19 protein-coding genes and 1 pseudogene are annotated in these 16742 nt (G+C 66.6%); 15 read left to right on the top strand and 5 right to left on the bottom strand.

Annotated features, from left to right (window positions below; genetic code table 11):
- Positions 1–58: 58 nt before the first annotated feature.
- Entirely contained in the window at positions 59–700 is a 642-nt protein-coding gene (locus QN347_RS05665; protein WP_322162951.1) for a DUF1109 domain-containing protein, read from the bottom strand.
- The gene (locus QN347_RS05660; RefSeq protein ID WP_322164188.1) at positions 697–1236 is read right to left on the bottom strand and encodes a sigma-70 family RNA polymerase sigma factor; all 540 of its coding nucleotides are present in this window, start codon (positions 1234–1236) and stop codon (positions 697–699) included. Before QN347_RS05660 ends, QN347_RS05665 begins: the two co-directional genes overlap by 4 nt.
- Positions 1237–1469: 233 nt before the next feature.
- On the opposite strand from QN347_RS05660, the gene QN347_RS05655 reads away from it, so the two are divergent.
- The 3 genes from QN347_RS05655 to QN347_RS05645 are packed head-to-tail and all read left to right on the top strand — an operon-like array spanning position 1470 to position 2951.
- Positions 1470–1745, top strand: a complete 276-nt coding sequence (locus QN347_RS05655; protein ID WP_322162950.1) for a DUF2282 domain-containing protein — start codon at positions 1470–1472, stop codon at positions 1743–1745.
- A gap of 59 nt (positions 1746–1804) precedes the next feature.
- Positions 1805–2263 carry a DoxX family protein gene (locus QN347_RS05650; RefSeq protein WP_322162948.1) on the top strand — a complete coding sequence of 153 codons (459 nt, stop codon included), beginning with the start codon at positions 1805–1807 and terminating at the stop codon, positions 2261–2263.
- Position 2264: 1 nt separating this feature from the next.
- Positions 2265–2951 (top strand): DUF1223 domain-containing protein, encoded by a 687-nt coding sequence (locus QN347_RS05645; protein ID WP_322162946.1) that lies wholly within the window; start codon positions 2265–2267, stop codon positions 2949–2951.
- Between the two features lie 22 nt (positions 2952–2973).
- On the opposite strand, the gene QN347_RS05640 is transcribed toward QN347_RS05645, so the two are convergent.
- Positions 2974–3879, bottom strand: coding sequence for a LysR family transcriptional regulator (locus QN347_RS05640; protein WP_322162945.1), 906 nt, complete (start codon positions 3877–3879; stop codon positions 2974–2976).
- Between the two features lie 114 nt (positions 3880–3993).
- On the opposite strand from QN347_RS05640, the gene QN347_RS05635 reads away from it, so the two are divergent.
- The 4 genes from QN347_RS05635 to QN347_RS05620 all read left to right on the top strand — a co-directional run bounded on the left by QN347_RS05635 (position 3994) and on the right by QN347_RS05620 (position 6133).
- A complete protein-coding gene (locus QN347_RS05635) occupies positions 3994–4539 on the top strand; it encodes a carboxymuconolactone decarboxylase family protein (protein WP_322162943.1) in 546 nt (181 codons plus the stop codon).
- A gap of 60 nt (positions 4540–4599) precedes the next feature.
- A complete protein-coding gene (locus QN347_RS05630) occupies positions 4600–5124 on the top strand; it encodes a pyridoxamine 5'-phosphate oxidase family protein (protein ID WP_322162941.1) in 525 nt (174 codons plus the stop codon).
- Positions 5125–5228: 104 nt separating this feature from the next.
- Entirely contained in the window at positions 5229–5708 is a 480-nt protein-coding gene (locus QN347_RS05625) for a nuclear transport factor 2 family protein (protein WP_322162940.1), read from the top strand.
- Positions 5705–6133: an NADPH-dependent FMN reductase gene (locus QN347_RS05620; RefSeq protein ID WP_322162939.1), complete on the top strand. Its 429-nt coding sequence runs from the start codon at positions 5705–5707 to the stop codon at positions 6131–6133. Before QN347_RS05625 ends, QN347_RS05620 begins: the two co-directional genes overlap by 4 nt.
- Positions 6134–6443: 310 nt before the next feature.
- Here the strand turns inward: QN347_RS05620 and QN347_RS05615 are convergent, their stop codons facing one another.
- On the bottom strand, positions 6444–7013 hold the full coding sequence (locus tag QN347_RS05615) for a CehA/McbA family metallohydrolase (RefSeq protein WP_322162937.1): 570 nt from the start codon (positions 7011–7013) through the stop codon (positions 6444–6446).
- A gap of 39 nt (positions 7014–7052) precedes the next feature.
- Between QN347_RS05615 and QN347_RS05610 the strand changes: the two genes are divergently transcribed.
- The 7 genes from QN347_RS05610 to QN347_RS05580 all read left to right on the top strand — a co-directional run bounded on the left by QN347_RS05610 (position 7053) and on the right by QN347_RS05580 (position 14368).
- Complete coding sequence (locus QN347_RS05610) at positions 7053–7811, top strand: TonB-dependent receptor (RefSeq protein WP_322162935.1); 759 nt, start codon at positions 7053–7055, stop codon at positions 7809–7811.
- Positions 7812–7921: 110 nt separating this feature from the next.
- A complete protein-coding gene (locus QN347_RS05605) occupies positions 7922–9271 on the top strand; it encodes a cytochrome c (RefSeq protein WP_322162933.1) in 1350 nt (449 codons plus the stop codon).
- On the top strand, positions 9268–9732 hold the full coding sequence (locus QN347_RS05600; RefSeq protein ID WP_322162930.1) for a (2Fe-2S)-binding protein: 465 nt from the start codon (positions 9268–9270) through the stop codon (positions 9730–9732). Before QN347_RS05605 ends, QN347_RS05600 begins: the two co-directional genes overlap by 4 nt.
- Positions 9729–12038 (top strand): xanthine dehydrogenase family protein molybdopterin-binding subunit, encoded by a 2310-nt coding sequence (locus QN347_RS05595; protein WP_322162928.1) that lies wholly within the window; start codon positions 9729–9731, stop codon positions 12036–12038. Before QN347_RS05600 ends, QN347_RS05595 begins: the two co-directional genes overlap by 4 nt.
- A gap of 311 nt (positions 12039–12349) precedes the next feature.
- On the top strand, positions 12350–12877 hold the full coding sequence (locus QN347_RS05590) for a DUF1440 domain-containing protein (RefSeq protein ID WP_322162926.1): 528 nt from the start codon (positions 12350–12352) through the stop codon (positions 12875–12877).
- 26 nt (positions 12878–12903) lie between these two features.
- Entirely contained in the window at positions 12904–13347 is a 444-nt protein-coding gene (msrB, locus tag QN347_RS05585; protein WP_322162924.1) for a peptide-methionine (R)-S-oxide reductase MsrB, read from the top strand.
- A 268-nt stretch (positions 13348–13615) separates the two neighbouring features.
- A complete protein-coding gene (locus QN347_RS05580; RefSeq protein ID WP_323493983.1) occupies positions 13616–14368 on the top strand; it encodes an SGNH/GDSL hydrolase family protein in 753 nt (250 codons plus the stop codon).
- A gap of 48 nt (positions 14369–14416) precedes the next feature.
- Here QN347_RS05580 and QN347_RS05575 read toward each other — a convergent pair whose 3' ends face one another.
- Positions 14417–16357 (bottom strand): alpha-L-fucosidase, encoded by a 1941-nt coding sequence (locus QN347_RS05575; RefSeq protein ID WP_322162920.1) that lies wholly within the window; start codon positions 16355–16357, stop codon positions 14417–14419.
- A gap of 80 nt (positions 16358–16437) precedes the next feature.
- On the opposite strand from QN347_RS05575, the pseudogene QN347_RS05570 reads away from it, so the two are divergent.
- Positions 16438–16742, top strand: a pseudogene (locus QN347_RS05570) (IS21 family transposase); the annotation flags it as partial.

The following is a 16742-nucleotide window of genomic DNA, read 5'->3' as shown; positions in this document are numbered from 1 at the left end:
CCGGATTGGCTCCTCCAATTCGCGGGTTCACGATCGACGGTTACAGCTTCGCCAAAACTTACCAACGCAACAGGCGCGGCCCCACCAGCGCGCCGAACGATGCGGCGAGCAGGATGCCGAGCGAATACCAGGTCAGCACGAAGATCGCCGAAGCTTCGGGACAATGCAGGCAATAGACGGTGGCGGCGAACGCGCCCGCCGCCAATCCTGCCGCCGCGCCGGCCAGACGCAATCGCGTTGGCGCGAGTCGCCTGAACGACCAGAGCAGCCCGATGAAGATCGGCATCGCGAGCGATAGTACGCGCCAAGGACATTGTTTCCAGCTTTGGCCCAACCACATCGCCAACCATTGGGTCTGCGGTGTGTGGAGGAGTTCGAACACGCCGACGCTGGCCAGCAGCAGTACCGGGATCGCCAGCAGCCACAGCCATCGCAACCGATGCGTTTCGGGACGCGCCAATTGCGCGGTCAGCGCCAACGCCCCGAAGGCGAGCGAAATCGTGTACGCCCACTTCATCCAGAAGTAGAAACCGTGCATCGCCACCGCCAGATCAGGCCGCGCGCCCCACATCAGCAACACATAGCTTGCCGACACGGCCGCACCCGCCGCGATACCAAGGACGAGCCGTCGACCCACCGCACTGCGCTTCACGGGCGGGACATCGCTGCCGAGCGTCGCGATCAGGTCGTCGGTGTTCATGCCCGTCCTCCCTGGATGCGCGCCATCAAGGTCTTGAGCCCGCGATGGACCGAGATCTTCACGTCGGATTCGCCAAGACCATGCGTATCGGCAGCCTCGGCGACACTCAGCCCTTCGATCCTGGTCGCGCGGATCATCCGCGCCTGTTTGGGCGGAAGCGTGTCGAGCAAATCGTCCACGTCCATGCGCGCGGAACTGGCGTCCTCGAACCCTTCGGCGATCAAGATGTCTTCCAGCCCTTCGATCGGCTGAGTCCGACGGTTACGGCGGAAATGATCGATCATCTTGTAGCGTGCGATCGCGAACAGCCACGCGCTGAACGGGCGGTCGCGGTCGTAGGTCGAACGGCGGGTATGAACTGCGATCAGCGTATCCTGCACCAAATCCTCGATATCGTCGCCGTCGCCGCTTGCAAGACGCCGGTAGAATCCCCGAAGCATGGGGACCAGCAAGCGCAGCAACGCCGCGTGGTCGTCGGCATTGCCGTCGAGCCCAGCGATCATCAATCCGCGCAACTGTTCCTCACTTGCTCGCATGAGCCCTCCCGAGGATGTTTTCGTGCGACATGGCCAGAAGGTTACACCGGAGCGCGCCAGCGGCGGAAAATTCTTTCGCGCCGGCTTTTGCGTAACCGAACCAGCCGTGCCGCCGAATTGGCCCATGTGACCGGGTTTGCCCCGACGCCTCCTTCCTGGTCACCGCGTGGTTCGGCGGTCCCCATCGCCGAACCACGCGCCGCAGAGGCCTCCATCATCGAAGGAAACATCTCGTGCATCCGACCCATGCCGCACTCGCCGCCAGCCTTGCCCTCGCAGTGGCCGGCGGTGCCACCCTTTCCGGTGTTGCCCACGCCGCGCCCGCGATGGAGAAATGTTACGGGGTCGCGCTCGCCGGCAAGAATGACTGCAAGGCCGGTGCCGGCACCAGCTGCGCCGGCACGTCCAAGGCCGATTATCAGGGCAATGCCTGGAAGCTCGTCAAGGCGGGCACCTGCGTCTCGATCATGACGCCCAAGGGCACTGGTTCGCTGACGCCCAAGGCGTAATCGCCAGCCCAGAGCCGGGGTGTCGCCCGCGCGCCTCGGCCATTTTTTCGGAGACGCCCATGATGTCGCTCGTCGCCTTGTACGATCGCACCGTTCGACGCGCGGCTGCCTTGCTCCCCGATGCGGCGCTGCTGCTGATCGCCCGGTTGGGGATTGCAGCGGTGTTCTTCCTGTCGGGCCGGACCAAGGTCGATGGGCTGCTGCAGATCACGGACAGCACCTACGAACTGTTTCGCACCGACTATGCGCTGCCGCTGGTTCCGCCCGCGATTGCGGCGGTCGCCGCGACCTATTCGGAGCATCTCTTCTCGATCCTGCTCGTCCTCGGCCTCGCGACACGTTTCTCGGCAGCCGCCTTGTTGCTGATGACGCTGACGATCGAGATCTTCGTCTATCCCGATGCCTGGCCGACGCATCTCAGTTGGGCGGCGATCCTGTTGCCGCTGATTGCCCGCGGCGGCGGAGCGTGGTCGCTCGACCGCGTCCTGCCGACGCTTCCGACCGAAAAGGAACAGTAAAATGAAGTTCGGACTCCTTCCCGCGCTTGCAGTGATCGCGAGCGGCGCGCCGGCATTGGCCAATGACCCCACGCATCCGACCGTCGTCGAGCTGTTCCAAAGCCAGGGTTGTTCGTCCTGCCCGCCCGCGATCGCAAATATCAACGGCATCGCCGATCGCCCGGAGATCCTCGCGCTGACCTTCGCGGTCACGTATTGGGATCAGCTCGGGTGGAAGGACAGCTTCGCCAAGCCCGCATTCACCGAGCGCGAACGCGATTATGCCCGCACCGGCATCAGCCAGTTCGCCACGCCGCAGACGGTCATCAATGGCCGAGCCTCCGTCAATGGCGGCAATCGTGCACAGCTGGTGGCGGCAATCCGCGCGCAGGATCGTGGTCCGGCTGGCCCGGCCATCGAGGCTGCGCCCGGCACGGTGACGATTGGGAAAGCCGCGACCGCGCAGCCCGCGACGATCTGGCTCGTGCGCTACGATGCAAGGGCGCTCAGCGTTCCCATTCGTGCGGGCGAGAATGGCGGCCGAACGCTTGTGCATCGCAACGTCGTGCGGTCGCTCAGCATCATCGGAACGTGGAACGGGACGTCGAAAACGGTGGTGATCCCGACGAATTCCGATCCCAACCTCAAATCAGCCGTGCTTGTGCAAGCAGGACGTGGCGGGAGGATCGTGGCCGCATCCCGCATTTGACACGTCGAACCGACATCTAATTCTACGCAGCGCGACCGGTCAGATCCAATCCGCTGAAATGCGCGCGCGCTGCATCGATGAAGGCGCGCACGTTGACCGATGTGCGTCGATTGGCCTGATAGACGAGGTGGACGGGTACGGGCGGCGGCGCGGCTTCGTCGAGCAGCGTGACCAAGCGGCCCGACGCGACGGCCGCGAGCGCCTGATAGGACAGCACCCGCGCGATCCCCACGCCATCGGCCGCAGCCGCAATCGCCGCATCGGCGGTGTTGACGGTCAGCCTCGGTTCGATCCGGATGGCGGTCTTGCCAGTCGCTCCGAAGCGCCATTCGTGCGCTCGATCGATCTCGGTGAAAGAGATCAAGGCATGGTCATGCAGCGCTGGCACGGTCACGGGCGTTCCGCGTGCCGCGAGATAGCCAGGGCTGGCGACGAGAACCCGCCGCACTTCCGCAACCTTGAGGGCATGGAGCGCGCTGTCTGACAGATCGCCGATCCGCACGGCGACATCGATCCCCTCTTCAACCAAGCGGACGACGCGATCGATCAAAGTCAGTTCGACACCTAACCGCGGATGGTTGCGCAACAGGCTGGTCGTGATCGGCAGGATATGGAGCCGCCCAAAGGTCACCGGCGCTGTGACGACAAGATTGCCTCCCGGCAAAGCACCGGTGCCGCGCAACGCCAGCACTGCATCGTCAAGTTCGATCAGCGCGGCGCGGCAGCGCTCGAGATATGCTGCGCCCTCGTCGGTCAGCCGCACCGATCGCGTCGTCCGCCGCAACAAGGGTGTTCCGAGATCAAGCTCCAGCGTCGCCACTGCCCGGCTCGCCGCCGTAGGCGAAACGCGCAGTCGGCGCGCGGCCTCCGCAAAGCTCGCATGATCGGCGACGGCGACGAAGGTGCGCAGCATGTCGAGCCGATCCATGATTGTCCCGATTTGCGCATGAGTGAAGTGTCGAACGAACGGATTATCACATCTTAGCCCAAAGCGCATCTTCCATGGGCAGGCCGCATCCAGCCGCCTACCCGGAGAAAAGACGTGTCCCGCATCGCCATCCTCACCCGCGAAGATTCCCCCGCAAAATCGCAGCCGCTGCTTGATGCGGTCGAAAAGCAGCTTGGCATGGTCCCCAACCTGTTCCGGCTCGTCGGCAGCAGCCCGGCTGCGCTGGAGGGCTATCTTGGCCTCAACGGCGCACTGGGCCGCACGCTCGACGCCAAGACCCGCGAACGCATCGCGCTTGCGATCGCGCAAGCCAATGGCTGCGATTACTGCCTGTCCGCGCATACCTATCTCGGCCTGAACCTCGCCAAGATCGACGCCGCCGAGATCGCGCTGAACCGCGCCGGTCATTCGGGCGACGCCAAGGCCGATGCGGCCGTCGGCTTCGCCCGCAAGGTCCACGAGGCGCGCGGCCAGGTCAGCGACGCCGACCTTGCCGAAGTGCGTCTGGCCGGCTTCAGCGAGGCACAAGTGATCGAGATCGTCGCGTCGGTCGCGCTCAACGTGCTGACCAACTACATCAACAATGTCGCCAGAACCGACATCGACTTCCCTGTCGTCCTGGCGGCCGAAGCCGCTTGATGGTCCGGCGTCGGCGGTATGCGCCCGCCGACGCCGCCCTGCAGCAACCGGAGCTCGATCATGGCCAATGCCTTCCTCACCCTTGCGACGACGCCGAGCGTGCTCGCGGCACAGGTAGCGAATGGGAGTGCCGGGCTTTACGACACCGTCGGCGGGCGCCGGCCAGCGGACTGTTTCGGACCAGCCGAAGTCCAGTTCATCGCCGAGCGCGACAGCTTCTACATGGCGAGCGTATCGGAAAGCGGCTGGCCCTATGTCCAGCATCGCGGTGGCCCGGCGGGTTTCCTCAAGGTGCTTGACGAAAAGACGCTCGCCTTCGCGGACTTTCGGGGCAATCGCCAATATATCAGCCTTGGCAACGTGGCGGCGAACAACCGCGTGGCGATTTTCCTGATGGACTATCCGCGCCGTCGCCGACTGAAGCTCTATGCCCGGATCGAGGCGCGTAATCTCTCGACCGATCCCGTGCTGGCGAGCAAGCTTGATCTGCCGAGCTATCGTGGGGTGCCGGAACGCGTGTTCCTGCTGCACCTCGAAGCGTTCGATTGGAATTGCCCGCAGCATATCACCCCGCGCTTTACCTAGGCCGAGATCGCCGCGGCATCTGCGCCACTCCACGCCAGACTCGCGGCGCTTGAAGCCGAAAACATCGCGCTGCGCACCGCTCTCGCCGAAAAGGACCTCCCCGCATGAGCACGCTCGAAATTCCACGGCCCCCGCTGCCGCCCTTCACGCGCGAGAGCGCCTTGCTCAAGGTGCGGGCGGCGGAGGATGCCTGGAACAGCCGGGATCCCGAGCGGGTGGCGCTGGCCTATACGATCGACAGCGAGTGGCGAAACCGGGACAGCTTCGTCACGGGGCGACCCGCCATTATCTCCCTGCTGAGCGCCAAATGGTCGCGCGAGCAGGACTATCGCTTGGTCAAGGACCTGTGGGCGTTCACCGACAACCGGATCGCGGTGCGGTTTCAATACGAGTGCCGCATCGCTGGTCAGTGGTATCGGAGCTACGGCAACGAGCAGTGGGAGTTTGCCGAAAACGGACTGATGCGCCGGCGCGAGGCGTCGGTGAACGATCTGGCGATCGCGGAGGGGGAGCGTCGCTTCCTGTGGGATGCCCACGCACCGCGTCCGCAGGCGTATCCCGGCTTGGCCGGCGTAAACGGATGACCGCGATCCGCATCGCGGCCGTATCGGGCAGCCTGCGGGCAAGTTCGATCAACACGGCATTGCTGCGCACGATCGCATCTGGAGCGCCCGAGGGCGTTTCCGTCGAGCTGGTTTCGCTCGGCGCGCTGCCGCTGTTCAACCCCGATTTGGAGGCGGATCTGCCCGAAGCCGTCAAGGTCTTACGCGCAACGATTGTTGCCGCGGACGGGGTGATCGTGGCGAGCCCGGAATATGCGCACGGCATCAGCGGCGTACTCAAGAATGCGCTAGACTGGCTGGTCGGTTGCGAGGGGGTTTCGGGCAAGCCTGTCCTCGTGCTCAATGCTGCCCCACGGGCCCATCATGCCATCGCCGCGCTTAGAGAAACGCTGTCCACAATGGCAGCGCGGACTGTCGCCATCCGGCTGATCAGGCGAGATGCATGAAACCAGTCGGTGAGCTGCGGGTCAGCCGCATTACGCCTCGCTCGCCAAAGTGCCGGCTCGCGAGCGAAACGACCGAATGCATCGAGCGGCCCTGCCATATGATCGCGGCCGACGCGGCGCGATCCGGTCGGGTCGGTCCGCACGCAGTGTTTCTTCCTTCCATGCTTGACCGTGGCGACCCGATGGTACCCAGACCATGTGATAGGCGGCTTGGAATCCTCCGCGATGCCCCCGGCCGAATTTTGCATTCCCTCTCATGTTCGGCGCGCGCTGCGCCATGCTGCTCCCATATCGCCGCCACACGATCGGCTTAGCGTTTGAGACCCTTGGCGAACACGATGTAGATCGGGTTGCCGACAAGCAGCAGGCGACCGTCGGCATCGCGAACATCGACGCGGATCCAGTGCGCTCCCCCATCACTGTGCCACGGCGCCAGCGCGATCGGGTGGGCGGCGTCGAACTTCGTCTCCAAACTGGGTGCGACCCGGCCGTCGACGATAACCTGGATTATCCCGCTCGGAACGCCGTTGAGCTCGGCAAAGAAGCGAACGGTCTCGCCCGCTGGAACGGGCAGCGTCCCGCCCATCGCCGCCTGCCGGTCGCCCGCTCGTGCCGACAGATCGAGCAACCGGTTGCGCGTTCCCTCGACGTCGATGAACGCGCGACCCGATCGCACCCCGGCAAGCAAGCCGTGCACTGAGAGCTCCGGCATATAGACGACTGTCGTCGGACTGCCGATCGCGCCCGCCTCTCGCGATGGCCGATCGGGGTCGTGGCTGTCGCTGCCGCCGATGCCGGTGACGTGCCAACCCGCGTTGAGCAGCGTGTTCGAATAGCCGAAGCCCTGGAATGCGGCATCGGCCGTATGGGTCGCGCGCATAGTGCCGGGCCGAAGACGTTGCTATGCCCCCAGAAAGTTGTGATCTCGCGCGCCGGCACGAGCAGCATACGGTCGATCGCCCCCTGCAGCTCGCGCAGCGCACCGCGTCGGTCCGACGACGTCGCGGTCGCGGTCCCGATCACGATGATCGAGGCCGGGCTGCTCTTGCAGCATGCAAGGTGGACTCTCTCGGCGGTCGCATTCAAGACGCGCTTCTCGCACTTGCCCTTCACCGACTATCACTTCGAGACCGCATCCTACAGCTATGTCGAACGCACTTCGATCGCCGACACTTCGACGATCGGGCTCGAACTGACTGGCCACGCCGACCTGTTCGGCCCGTTGAAACTCGACGTGCTGGCGACCTTGCAGGACCCGCGCTATCGCAATTTCTGCTATAGCGAGCTGATCGGCGGGGCCCCCGTGCTACGCGATGCGACCGACAATCAATTGATCCGCGTGCCGCGCCTGTCGCTGCGCGCGACGCCGAGCCTGACGTTTTTCGACGGCAGGCTGCGGCTCGATACCGAGCTCGTTTACTCTTCTGTCCGGTTCGCGGACAGCGCGAACTCGCAACGGCTGCCGCCATATTCGCTGATCAACATGGATGTGAACGCGAAGCTCACCCCTCGGCTGACGCTCGCGCTGCACGCCACCAATCTCACCAACGCGCTCGGCCTGACCGAGGGCAACCCGCGCGCAGGGTCGTTCGACGCCGGCGGAAGCGCACCTGCCTTTTTCATGGCACGCCCGGAATTTGGCCGCGCCGTCCGTGCGACGGTGACCTTCGCCTCCTGATTGAGCGATAGGCTGGATTGCGGTCCTACGTGCGGCTGACCTCAAAAACACTCCGCAATACGCGGATACGCCGCTTAAACGGCCACTAGACGCGACAGCGTAAGAGGCCGATGAGGCAAGGCCTCGGATCATCCGATCGAAGGGCGGCGCATGAGATCCTGTTCACCGTGCTGAAGCGCCTGCTTCTCGGTCTCGTCGGCGTCATCGTCGTCGGACTCGTCGCGTTCTGCATCTTCGCGTGGCGCCCAGCGATCGCCGAGATCGCCCCGCCCGCGCCCGGCAGCTTTGCGCCCGCGCTGGTCGCACAGGGCGAAGCTCTGGCCAGCGCCGGCTATTGCTCTGCATGCCATACCGCCAAGCACGGCAAGCCGTTCGCCGGCGGCTATGCGATGGCGACGCAGTTCGGCACGATCTATTCGACCAACATCACGCCCGATCCCGCGACGGGGATCGGCAAATGGTCCGAACCCGCGTTCCGGCGGGCGATGCATGAGGGGGTGTCGCGCAACGGCGCGCATTTGTTGCCGGCGTTTCCCTACGACCATTTCACCAAGCTGACCGACGGCGACGTGGCCGCGCTGTATGCGTATTTCATGACCCGCTCGCCCGTTCGCCAGGAAGCCAGCGACAACACCGTGCCCTTCCCGCTCAACATCCGCCTGTTGCAGGCCGGGTGGAAGCTGCTGTTCTTCACTCCCGGCCGCTTCCAGCCCCAGCCGGCACAAAGCGCCGAATGGAATCGGGGCGCCTATCTTGCCGAGGGCATCAGCCATTGCGGCGCCTGCCACACGCCGCGCGGCAAGCTCGGCGCCGAGATCCGGGATCGCGCCTATGCAGGCGCACCGATCGACGGCTGGATCGCGCCGCCGCTCGACAAGACCAACCCCTCGCCCGTGCCGTGGACGCACGCCGAGCTGGTCGCCTATCTCGGTACCGGCATCAGCCGCTATCATGGCACCGCCGCCGGGCCGATGGGCGCGGTTCCGCGCGGTCTCTCCCACCTCCCCGCTGCAGACGTCGCCGCGATCGCCACCTATTTCGCCAGCCGCAACGGATCGGCGAGCCAAGCCGCGCAGGGCGATGCCGCGATCGTGAAGGCCTTGGCCGCCGACAAGATCGGTACCGGGCTGACCTACGATCCCGCCGCGCGGCTCTATGCCGGGGCCTGCGCCGCGTGCCACTATAACGGTCGCCAGCTCAACCCGCTGCGCCCCGATCTCGCGCTCAACAGCGCGGTCAACCTCGACGATCCGACCAATCTGATCCGCGTCATCCTCTATGGGGTGAGCGCGCAGGACGGCGCGCCGGGCGTGGTAATGCCGGGCTTCGCGCACGGCTTCACCAACGCCGACGTCGCACGGATCTCCGCCTATCTGCGGGCGACCCGGACGACCAAGCCGGCCTGGGCCGATCTCGAGACAAAAGTCGCCACCATCCGCGCGCAAGGCCAGGGCCAATGACCAGCTTCACCATCAACGGCCGCGCGGTGACCACCGACGTCGAGGACGACACCCCGCTCTTGTGGGTGATCCGCGATCATATCGGGCTGACCGGCACGAAATTCGGCTGCGGGATCGGGATGTGCGGCGCCTGCACCGTCCATGTCGGCGGGCGCGCGACGCGCTCCTGCATCACCCCGCTCGCGTCGGTCGAGGGCGCCGCCGTCACGACGATCGAGGGACTCGACCCCGCCGCCAACCACCCGCTGCAACAAGCGTGGCGCGCGCTGCAGGTGCCGCAATGCGGCTACTGCCAGTCGGGCCAGATCATGCAGGCAGCGGCGATGCTGCAGGATTTTCCCGCCCCCAGCGACGACGAGATCGACGCGGTGATGACCGGGAGTCTGTGCCGCTGCATGACCTATGTCCGCATCCGCGCGGCGATCAAACAGGCAGCCGCCGAGATGGGAACCAAGGCATGAGCCGCCTCATCACACGCGCCGAAGCGACGACGCCGTTCAGCCGCCGTGGCTTCCTCGTGGCGAGCGGCGCGGCGGGGGTCGCGTTCGGCTTCTCGCGCGTGCTGGCGGCGATCGATCCGGCGGTGCCGGGCAGCGTACCAGCGGCTGCCACCGGGCCGCAGTTCGAACCGACGATCTGGTTCGGCATCGACGCGGCCGGTATCGTCAGCGTCAACATCATCCGCGCCGAGATGGGCCAGCACGTCGGCACCGCGCTCGCGCGCATCCTCGCCGACGAGCTCGAGGCGGATTGGGACAAGGTGCGCATCGTCCATGTCGACAGCGATCCGAAATGGGGCTTGATGGTCACCGGCGGCAGCTGGTCGGTGTGGCAGACCTTCCCGGTGTTCAGCCAGGCGGGCGCCGCAGGGCGGATCGCGCTGATCGAAGCCGGCGCCAAGCTGATGGGCGCCAACCCCGCCAGCTGCACCGCCAAGGGTGGCGCGGTCCATGCCGGCGGGCGTTCGATGTCCTTTGGCGACATCGCCAAGAGCGGCACCGTCGCGCGGCAATTCACCCCCGACGAGCTCAAGGCGCTGCCGATCAAGCCGGTCAAGGAGCGCCGCCTGATCGGGCGCGAAACGCACGGTCTCGACATCGACGCCAAGACCAACGGCACCGCGGTCTACGGCATCGACGCCAAGCTGCCGGGGATGGTCTATGCCCGCCCCAAGCTGCCACCGACGCGCAACGGATCGAAGGTCGTGTCGGTCGACGACGCCGCGGCCAAGAAGGTCAAAGGCTATCTGCGCTATCTGGTGCTCGATGATCCCTCGGATACCGTCCCCGGCTGGGTGATGGTGATCGCCACGTCTTACTACGCCGCGCTCAAGGCGACCGACCTGCTCGACGTCACATGGACGCCCGGCCCCGGCGCGGACATGACCGAGCAGACGCTGCAGGACCATGCCCGCGCGCTCGTCGCCAAGGCCGATGGCGGCATTTTGCTCGACATCGCCGACGACGACAGCACGCCGAACTTCACCGCCGCCGCGGCGAGCACGATCGAGCAGATCTACACCACCGCCACCGTGCTCCATTTCCAGCTCGAGCCGCTCAACGCGCTCGCGTTCGAAAAGGACGGCGTGTTCGAGATCCACACCGGCAACCAGTGGCAGAGCCTGATCCTGCCGACGCTCGCCAAGGCGCTCGGCGTGGCCGAGACCAAGGTGGTGCTGCGCAGCTATCTGCTCGGCGGCGGCTTCGGCCGGCGGCTCAACGGCGACTATACGATCCCGGCCGCGCTCGCGACCAAGGCGCTTGGCCGCCCGGTCAAGATGATCATGACGCGCGAGGACGATGCGCGCTTCGATTCGGTGCGCTCCCCTTCGGTGCAGCGGCTGCGGATGCAGTTCGACGGCAGCGGTCAGATCCAGGCGATGGAGCATCACGCTTGCGCCGGCTGGCCGACACAGGTGATCGCCGGGCCGACCTTGCTCGCCAAGACCAAGAAGGGCGGCCAATACGATCCCTTCGCGATCTCGGGTGCGGACCATTGGTATGATGTCGGCCACCAGCAGGTCCGCGCGGTCGCCAACGATCTCGCCAACGCCACCTTCCGCCCGGGCTGGCTGCGCTCGGTGGGACCAGGCTGGACCAACTGGGCACTCGAGAGCTTCATCGACGAAGCGGCGCACCACACCAAGATCGATCCGGTGGCGTTCCGGCTGAAGCTGCTGACCGGCAAGGGCCGCAACGCCGGCTCCGCGCCCAACGCGGTCGGCGGCGCGCTCCGCCAGGCCGAAGTGGTGCGCCGCGTTGCGGAGAAGGCCGGCTGGGGCGCCAAACTTCCCGCCGATACCGGGCTCGGGGTCGCCACCAGCTTCGGGCAGGAGCGCGACATGCCGACCTGGGTGGCCTGTGCGGCGCAAGTCCATGTCGATCGCGCGACCGGCATCGTCCGCGTGGAGAAGCTGACGCTCGTGGTCGACGCCGGCACGATCGTCGATCCCGACGGCGCGCTGGCGCAGGTGCAGGGCGGCGCGCTGTGGGGCCTGAGCATGGCGCTGCACGAGGGCACCGAATTCGCCGCGGGCCAGGTGAAGGACACCAATCTCAACACCTACACCCCGCTGCGCATCGCCGACGTGCCGCAACTCGACATCAGTTTCGTCGAGAGCGAAAACGTGCCCGTCGGGCTGGGCGAGCCCGCCACGACGGTCGTCGGCCCCGCGATCGGCAATGCGATCTACGCCGCGACGGGGATCCGATTGCGCCACATTCCCATCACCCCGGCGGCGGTCCTGGCCGCATTGAAAGCGCGGTAGATGTACGCTCGCCGCGGCTGACAGCGCCGCTCACGGAAACCCTGTACCGCCCGCGATCGTCGGCATTCAGATCTTTTGCGCCGGGCTTGGTCGCGTCGCGTCGCGATGCCGGACGAAAGCTGGAAGCTGGCCGAACGCCTCGACCCGTCGAGCGGTCTCCTCATGGCCGCTCGCTTGCGCGTCTGCACCGCGAAGCCGACAGTCGAGCATGCCAACCGAAGCGGCCGAGGCAAAACGCCATCGCAAGCGTTCCCGTCGCAACCCGTCTGCCGCTCCGTCGTTGTCGCGCGGCAGACCCCAGGAGATGTGCGATGGCCTCGACCCCAGCCAAGACCGATGAGAGCGTTGCCGCAAGGCTGGCAAGAGGTGCCGTAGCGGGCGTGATAGCGGGCGCCGTGGCATCCTTTGCGATGGACCGGTTCCAGGCCGCGGTATCGCCGTTGCTGCCGTCGAGCGGGAGCGATTCCGAGCCCGCGACGGAAAAAGCCGCCGATGCGGTGTTGGAGAGCCTGACGGGCCAAGCCGTCGCCGCCGCGGACAAACCGCTTGCCGGCCAGGCGGTCCACTATGCCGTCGGGATTGCGCTCGGCGCGGCCTATGGCATCGCAGCGGAGTTTCGCCCGTCGGTCACCTCCGGCTATGGGCTGGGGTTCGGGCTCGGCACCGCAACGGTGCTCGACGAAGCCGCCGTTCCCGCGACCGGGCTCGGCAGCGCGCCGTGGAACGCCGGGATCGCAAGCAATGTGTATTCCTACGCCTCACATATCGTCTTCGGCGGCGTGAGCGAGATCGTCCGCCGGCAAGTCGCCGGTACGCTGCTGCCCCGCCAGGGCGACTGAACGATAGCAACGCAAGGAGCATGACCATGGCTGATTATCGCAAGACCGACGCCGCAATCGCGCGGCTCTCGCCCGAACAATATCGCGTAACGCAGAAAAGCGGCACCGAGCGTCCCGGTACGGGCGAATATCTCCACACCACGGACGCCGGCATCTATGTCGACATCGTTTCGGGGGAGCCGTTGTTCGCGTCTGCCGATAAATACGAATCGCATTGTGGCTGGCCGAGCTTCACCAAGCCGATCGAGCCCGCCAATGTTGCCGAGTTGCGCGATGCCACGCTCGGCATGGTCCGCACAGAAGTCCGTTCCGCGAACGGTGACAGCCACCTCGGACACGTTTTCAATGACGGTCCGCGGGATCGCGGCGGGCTACGCTATTGCATCAACTCGGCATCCTTGCGCTTCGTACCCCGCGCAGCGATGGAAGCCGAGGGCTATGGTGCGTATCTCGATCAAGTCCAGGGCTGAACGCCGCTTCTGCGCCACCGCTTCCTCCGCAGACGGACGCTCAGCGCAGACCGTTTGGCAATCGCGTGACCGCGCTGTTTCCGGCATGTAACGCGCATGAGGGGTCCCGTGCTATCGACGGGTGCCGGGGGGTGAGAGCATGACGGATCCAAACGGTTCACGCTGGCGGGCAGGTCTGGTGGTCGGCGTGTCCGCGTTGCTCGCGGCCTGTACGACAAGCCCGCATCCCCAGGCCCGCGTTGTAGCGCCCGGCGCCCGCTATGTCGCAATGGGAAGCTCGTTTGCGGCGGGGCCCGGGGTCACGTCATCGGCCGACCAACCCGCCACGCGTTGCGCCCGTTCGACAGACAATTATGCGCATCTCCTCGCGCGCAAGCTCGGCTTGCAGCTCGACGATGTAAGCTGCAGCGGCGCGACGACGGCGCATATTCTCGGGCCCTGGGACGCGCTGCCGCCGCAGATCGACGCGCTGACCCGCGATACCCGGCTGGTGACGATCACGATCGGCGGCAACGATGTCGGCTATATCGGCGGCCTCGGATCGGCCTCGTGCCGCAGCTTTGCTTCGCCGCCATCCGGAACGCCGGGAGGCCGATGCCCCGCGCCCCCGCAGGTCCTCGAGGCCGACTGGGCGAAGCTCGACACCGCGCTGCGCAGCATTGCGGCCGAGGTGCATCGCCGCGCGCCCGCGGCGCGCTTGATCTTCGTCGATTATGTCGCGGTATTGCCGCCGGTCGAGACATGCGCGAGCGTACCGCTGTCCCGCGCCGAGGCCGATACCGGCCGCGCCACGGCGCGACGGCTTGCGGTGCTGACCGCGCGCGTCGCAGCCGAGACTGGATCCGAAGTCCTGAAAGCATCCGACCTGTCGAGCGCCCACACCGCGTGCAGCGCCGAGCCGTGGGTCAATGGCTTCCCCCTGCCCGGCGGACCGAGCTTCGTGCCATATCACCCGAACGCCCGCGGAATGGCCGCGATCGCCGAGGCGCTCGGCCGGCAGATTCAGTCGCGGACGACCTGAGTCCCAAGCCCGGACGCCGCGAGCAACCGACGAAACCTCACCGCCGCCCTACCGTTTGAGGAACGCCCCGATCCCTGCAAGCGCAAGCTTGTCGGCGGGGACGGCGGTTTCCGTGAAGCTGAGGCGCAACCACCGCGCCGGCCGCGTCGTGCCGAACGCGATCCGCTGCGTCGCCAGCGCATAGGCGATATTGGAAAGTTCGCCCGCCGCCGCGAGCTCCCAGCGCGCGCCGTCGAGGCTCGTCTCGCACCGATAATCGCGCGGCGGCGCCACGCCTTTGGCGATCGTCCGCGACGGCGTTACGCTGATGCCAGCGAGCGCTGCCACCGCACCCATGTCGATCGTCACGCTGGCGGGCCGGCCCGGCGTCGGGGCAGGCACGGTCCAGCGCGTCGCCGCGTCGTCGTCGAGCAGAGCCTCGGCGCCGGGGCCCGAGGCGGTCACGATCCGCCAGCCCGCGCTCGACAGTGTCGTCGCATCGTGCGCACGCACCGGCACGACCGCAGCCGGCTGGACTTGCAGGAACAGCGCGACTTCGCTGATCGCCGGGCAGACCGGCGCCGCGAGGATGCGGAGACGGACCCGCCGCGCCGTGATCGGCTGCGGCAACCGGATGATGCGCTGCGGTCCGATCGCCTCATGTTCGGCAAGTGTCCGCCATGCGCCGTCGATCTCGACATCGATCGCGAAGCGCGTGACGCGCGCGCCGAGCGGCAGATATTCGCGCAGCCGGATCACGTCGAAGCGCCGTCCCGGCGGCAGATCGAGCGTCAAGCTCGGCGTCGTCACCGCGTCGCCGCTCGACCAATAGCTGTCGCGCCGGCCATCGAGCACGCGCGCGGCGGCAAAGGCCGGGCCGCGCGTGTCGCTCGCGTTCGCAATCGCGCCCTGTGCGAGGTCGCGCGCATAGGTCGCGGCCTGCGCGGCGCCGAAGGCGCGGAGCACCGCGACGTCGCCATCGGCCAGCCGCCCGCGCCGATCGGGCGGCAGATTGAGGTTGAGGTTGGTGCCGCGCCCGACCGAGGTGTCGTACAGCTCCAGCAACTGCGCGGGCGTCTTGACCTTGGCATCCTCGTCGGCGTGGTAGAACCAGCCGGGGCGGATCGACACGTCGGTCTCGGCCGGCCACCACAAGGCGCCGCCGCGCACACCGCTATTGCCCTCGGACTGGACGTAGAGGTGGTTCGGCATGGTCGGCCAGCACGGATCGCCCGCGACGCCGTCCTCGTTGCCGACCCAGCGCAGGTCGGCGCCGAGCGGATCGAAGGTACACGCCATCGGCTGATACTGATGCACCAGCGCGACCGTTTTGGGCCAGTCGTAATAGGCCGGCGCATCGATCTTGCGAGTCTCGCGCGCGCCGCCATAATAGCCGTCGCCGCCATTGGCACCGTCGAACCAGAATTCGAACAGCTCGCCATAGCGCGTGCAGAGCTCGACGATCTGCTTGCGGAAATAGTCGACATAGGCGGGCCGGCCGTACTCGGGATGATGCCGGTCCCACGGCGAGAGATAGAGGCCGAAGGCGAGCCCCGCGCGACGCGTCGCCGCCGCCATCTCGCCGACCACGTCGCCCTTGCCCTGCTTGTACGGCGTGTTGCGGATGCAGCGCTCGGTCAGATGCGTCGGCCACAGGCAAAAGCCATCATGGTGCTTGGCGGTGAGGATGATGCCCGTCATGCCGGCCGCCTTGGCCGCCGCGACGATCTGCTCGGGCGAGAAATCGGTCGGGTCGAACAGCGCCGGATCCTCGTCGCCATACCCCCATTCCTTGTCGGTGAAGGTGTTGATCGAGAAATGGACGAAGGCATATTGCCCGCGCGCATGCCAGGCGAGCTGACGCTTCGACGGCGTCGCGCCCCACGGCTGCGGCGGTGCCACCGCACCCTTGGTCAGCGCGGGCACGGCAGTGGCGGCAGCAGTGGCGGCAAGGCCGGAGGCAAGCACGCGGCGGCGCGAAGTGGATGCGGCGGTGACAAAGCAGGCCATCGGAACGCCGGCACGGTGCTGAGCGTGGCGGAGTAAAATCCAGCCGTTGGTAAGGTTGCTTCTTTTGGGAGCGGCCTGGGATGTTTGCCGTGGAGAGCTATGCCGCCGTTCGGCGCTTCGTATTCGTGGAGGGTCACAGCCGCCGCGAGGCGGCGCGGGTGTTCGGGCTGAACCGGGAGACGGTGGCCAAGATGTGCCGGTTCTCACTGCCACCGGGATATACGCGCAGGGAGCCTGCAGCGAAGCCGAAGCTGGGGCCGCTGCTGCCGGTGATCGATGCGATCCTGGCAGCGGATCAGACAGCGCCGGTGAAGCAGCGGCATACGGCCAAGCGGATCTTCGAACGGCTGCGCGACGAGCATGGTTTTGCCGGCGGATATACCGT

It is taken from the genome of Sphingomonas sp. 10B4 (genome assembly GCF_035019905.1).
GTDB lineage: Bacteria > Pseudomonadota > Alphaproteobacteria > Sphingomonadales > Sphingomonadaceae > Sphingomonas > Sphingomonas glacialis.
The sequence above is the reverse complement of the archived record's forward strand: the minus strand, read 5'-3'. Positions and strand labels throughout refer to the sequence as shown.

Coding starts and splice junctions, on each gene's coding strand:
- QN347_RS05665 (WP_322162951.1), bottom strand. CDS start 700: ATGAACACCGACGACCTGATCGCGACGCTCGGCAGCGATGTCCCGCCC.
- QN347_RS05660 (WP_322164188.1), bottom strand. CDS start 1,236: ATGCGAGCAAGTGAGGAACAGTTGCGCGGATTGATGATCGCTGGGCTC.
- QN347_RS05650 (WP_322162948.1), top strand. CDS start 1,805: ATGATGTCGCTCGTCGCCTTGTACGATCGCACCGTTCGACGCGCGGCT.
- QN347_RS05645 (WP_322162946.1), top strand. CDS start 2,265: ATGAAGTTCGGACTCCTTCCCGCGCTTGCAGTGATCGCGAGCGGCGCG.
- QN347_RS05640 (WP_322162945.1), bottom strand. CDS start 3,879: ATGGATCGGCTCGACATGCTGCGCACCTTCGTCGCCGTCGCCGATCAT.
- QN347_RS05630 (WP_322162941.1), top strand. CDS start 4,600: ATGGCCAATGCCTTCCTCACCCTTGCGACGACGCCGAGCGTGCTCGCG.
- QN347_RS05625 (WP_322162940.1), top strand. CDS start 5,229: ATGAGCACGCTCGAAATTCCACGGCCCCCGCTGCCGCCCTTCACGCGC.
- QN347_RS05620 (WP_322162939.1), top strand. CDS start 5,705: ATGACCGCGATCCGCATCGCGGCCGTATCGGGCAGCCTGCGGGCAAGT.
- QN347_RS05615 (WP_322162937.1), bottom strand. CDS start 7,013: ATGCGCGCGACCCATACGGCCGATGCCGCATTCCAGGGCTTCGGCTAT.
- QN347_RS05605 (WP_322162933.1), top strand. CDS start 7,922: ATGAGGCAAGGCCTCGGATCATCCGATCGAAGGGCGGCGCATGAGATC.
- QN347_RS05600 (WP_322162930.1), top strand. CDS start 9,268: ATGACCAGCTTCACCATCAACGGCCGCGCGGTGACCACCGACGTCGAG.
- QN347_RS05595 (WP_322162928.1), top strand. CDS start 9,729: ATGAGCCGCCTCATCACACGCGCCGAAGCGACGACGCCGTTCAGCCGC.
- QN347_RS05590 (WP_322162926.1), top strand. CDS start 12,350: ATGGCCTCGACCCCAGCCAAGACCGATGAGAGCGTTGCCGCAAGGCTG.
- msrB (WP_322162924.1), top strand. CDS start 12,904: ATGGCTGATTATCGCAAGACCGACGCCGCAATCGCGCGGCTCTCGCCC.
- QN347_RS05580 (WP_323493983.1), top strand. CDS start 13,616: ATGGGAAGCTCGTTTGCGGCGGGGCCCGGGGTCACGTCATCGGCCGAC.
- QN347_RS05575 (WP_322162920.1), bottom strand. CDS start 16,357: ATGGCCTGCTTTGTCACCGCCGCATCCACTTCGCGCCGCCGCGTGCTT.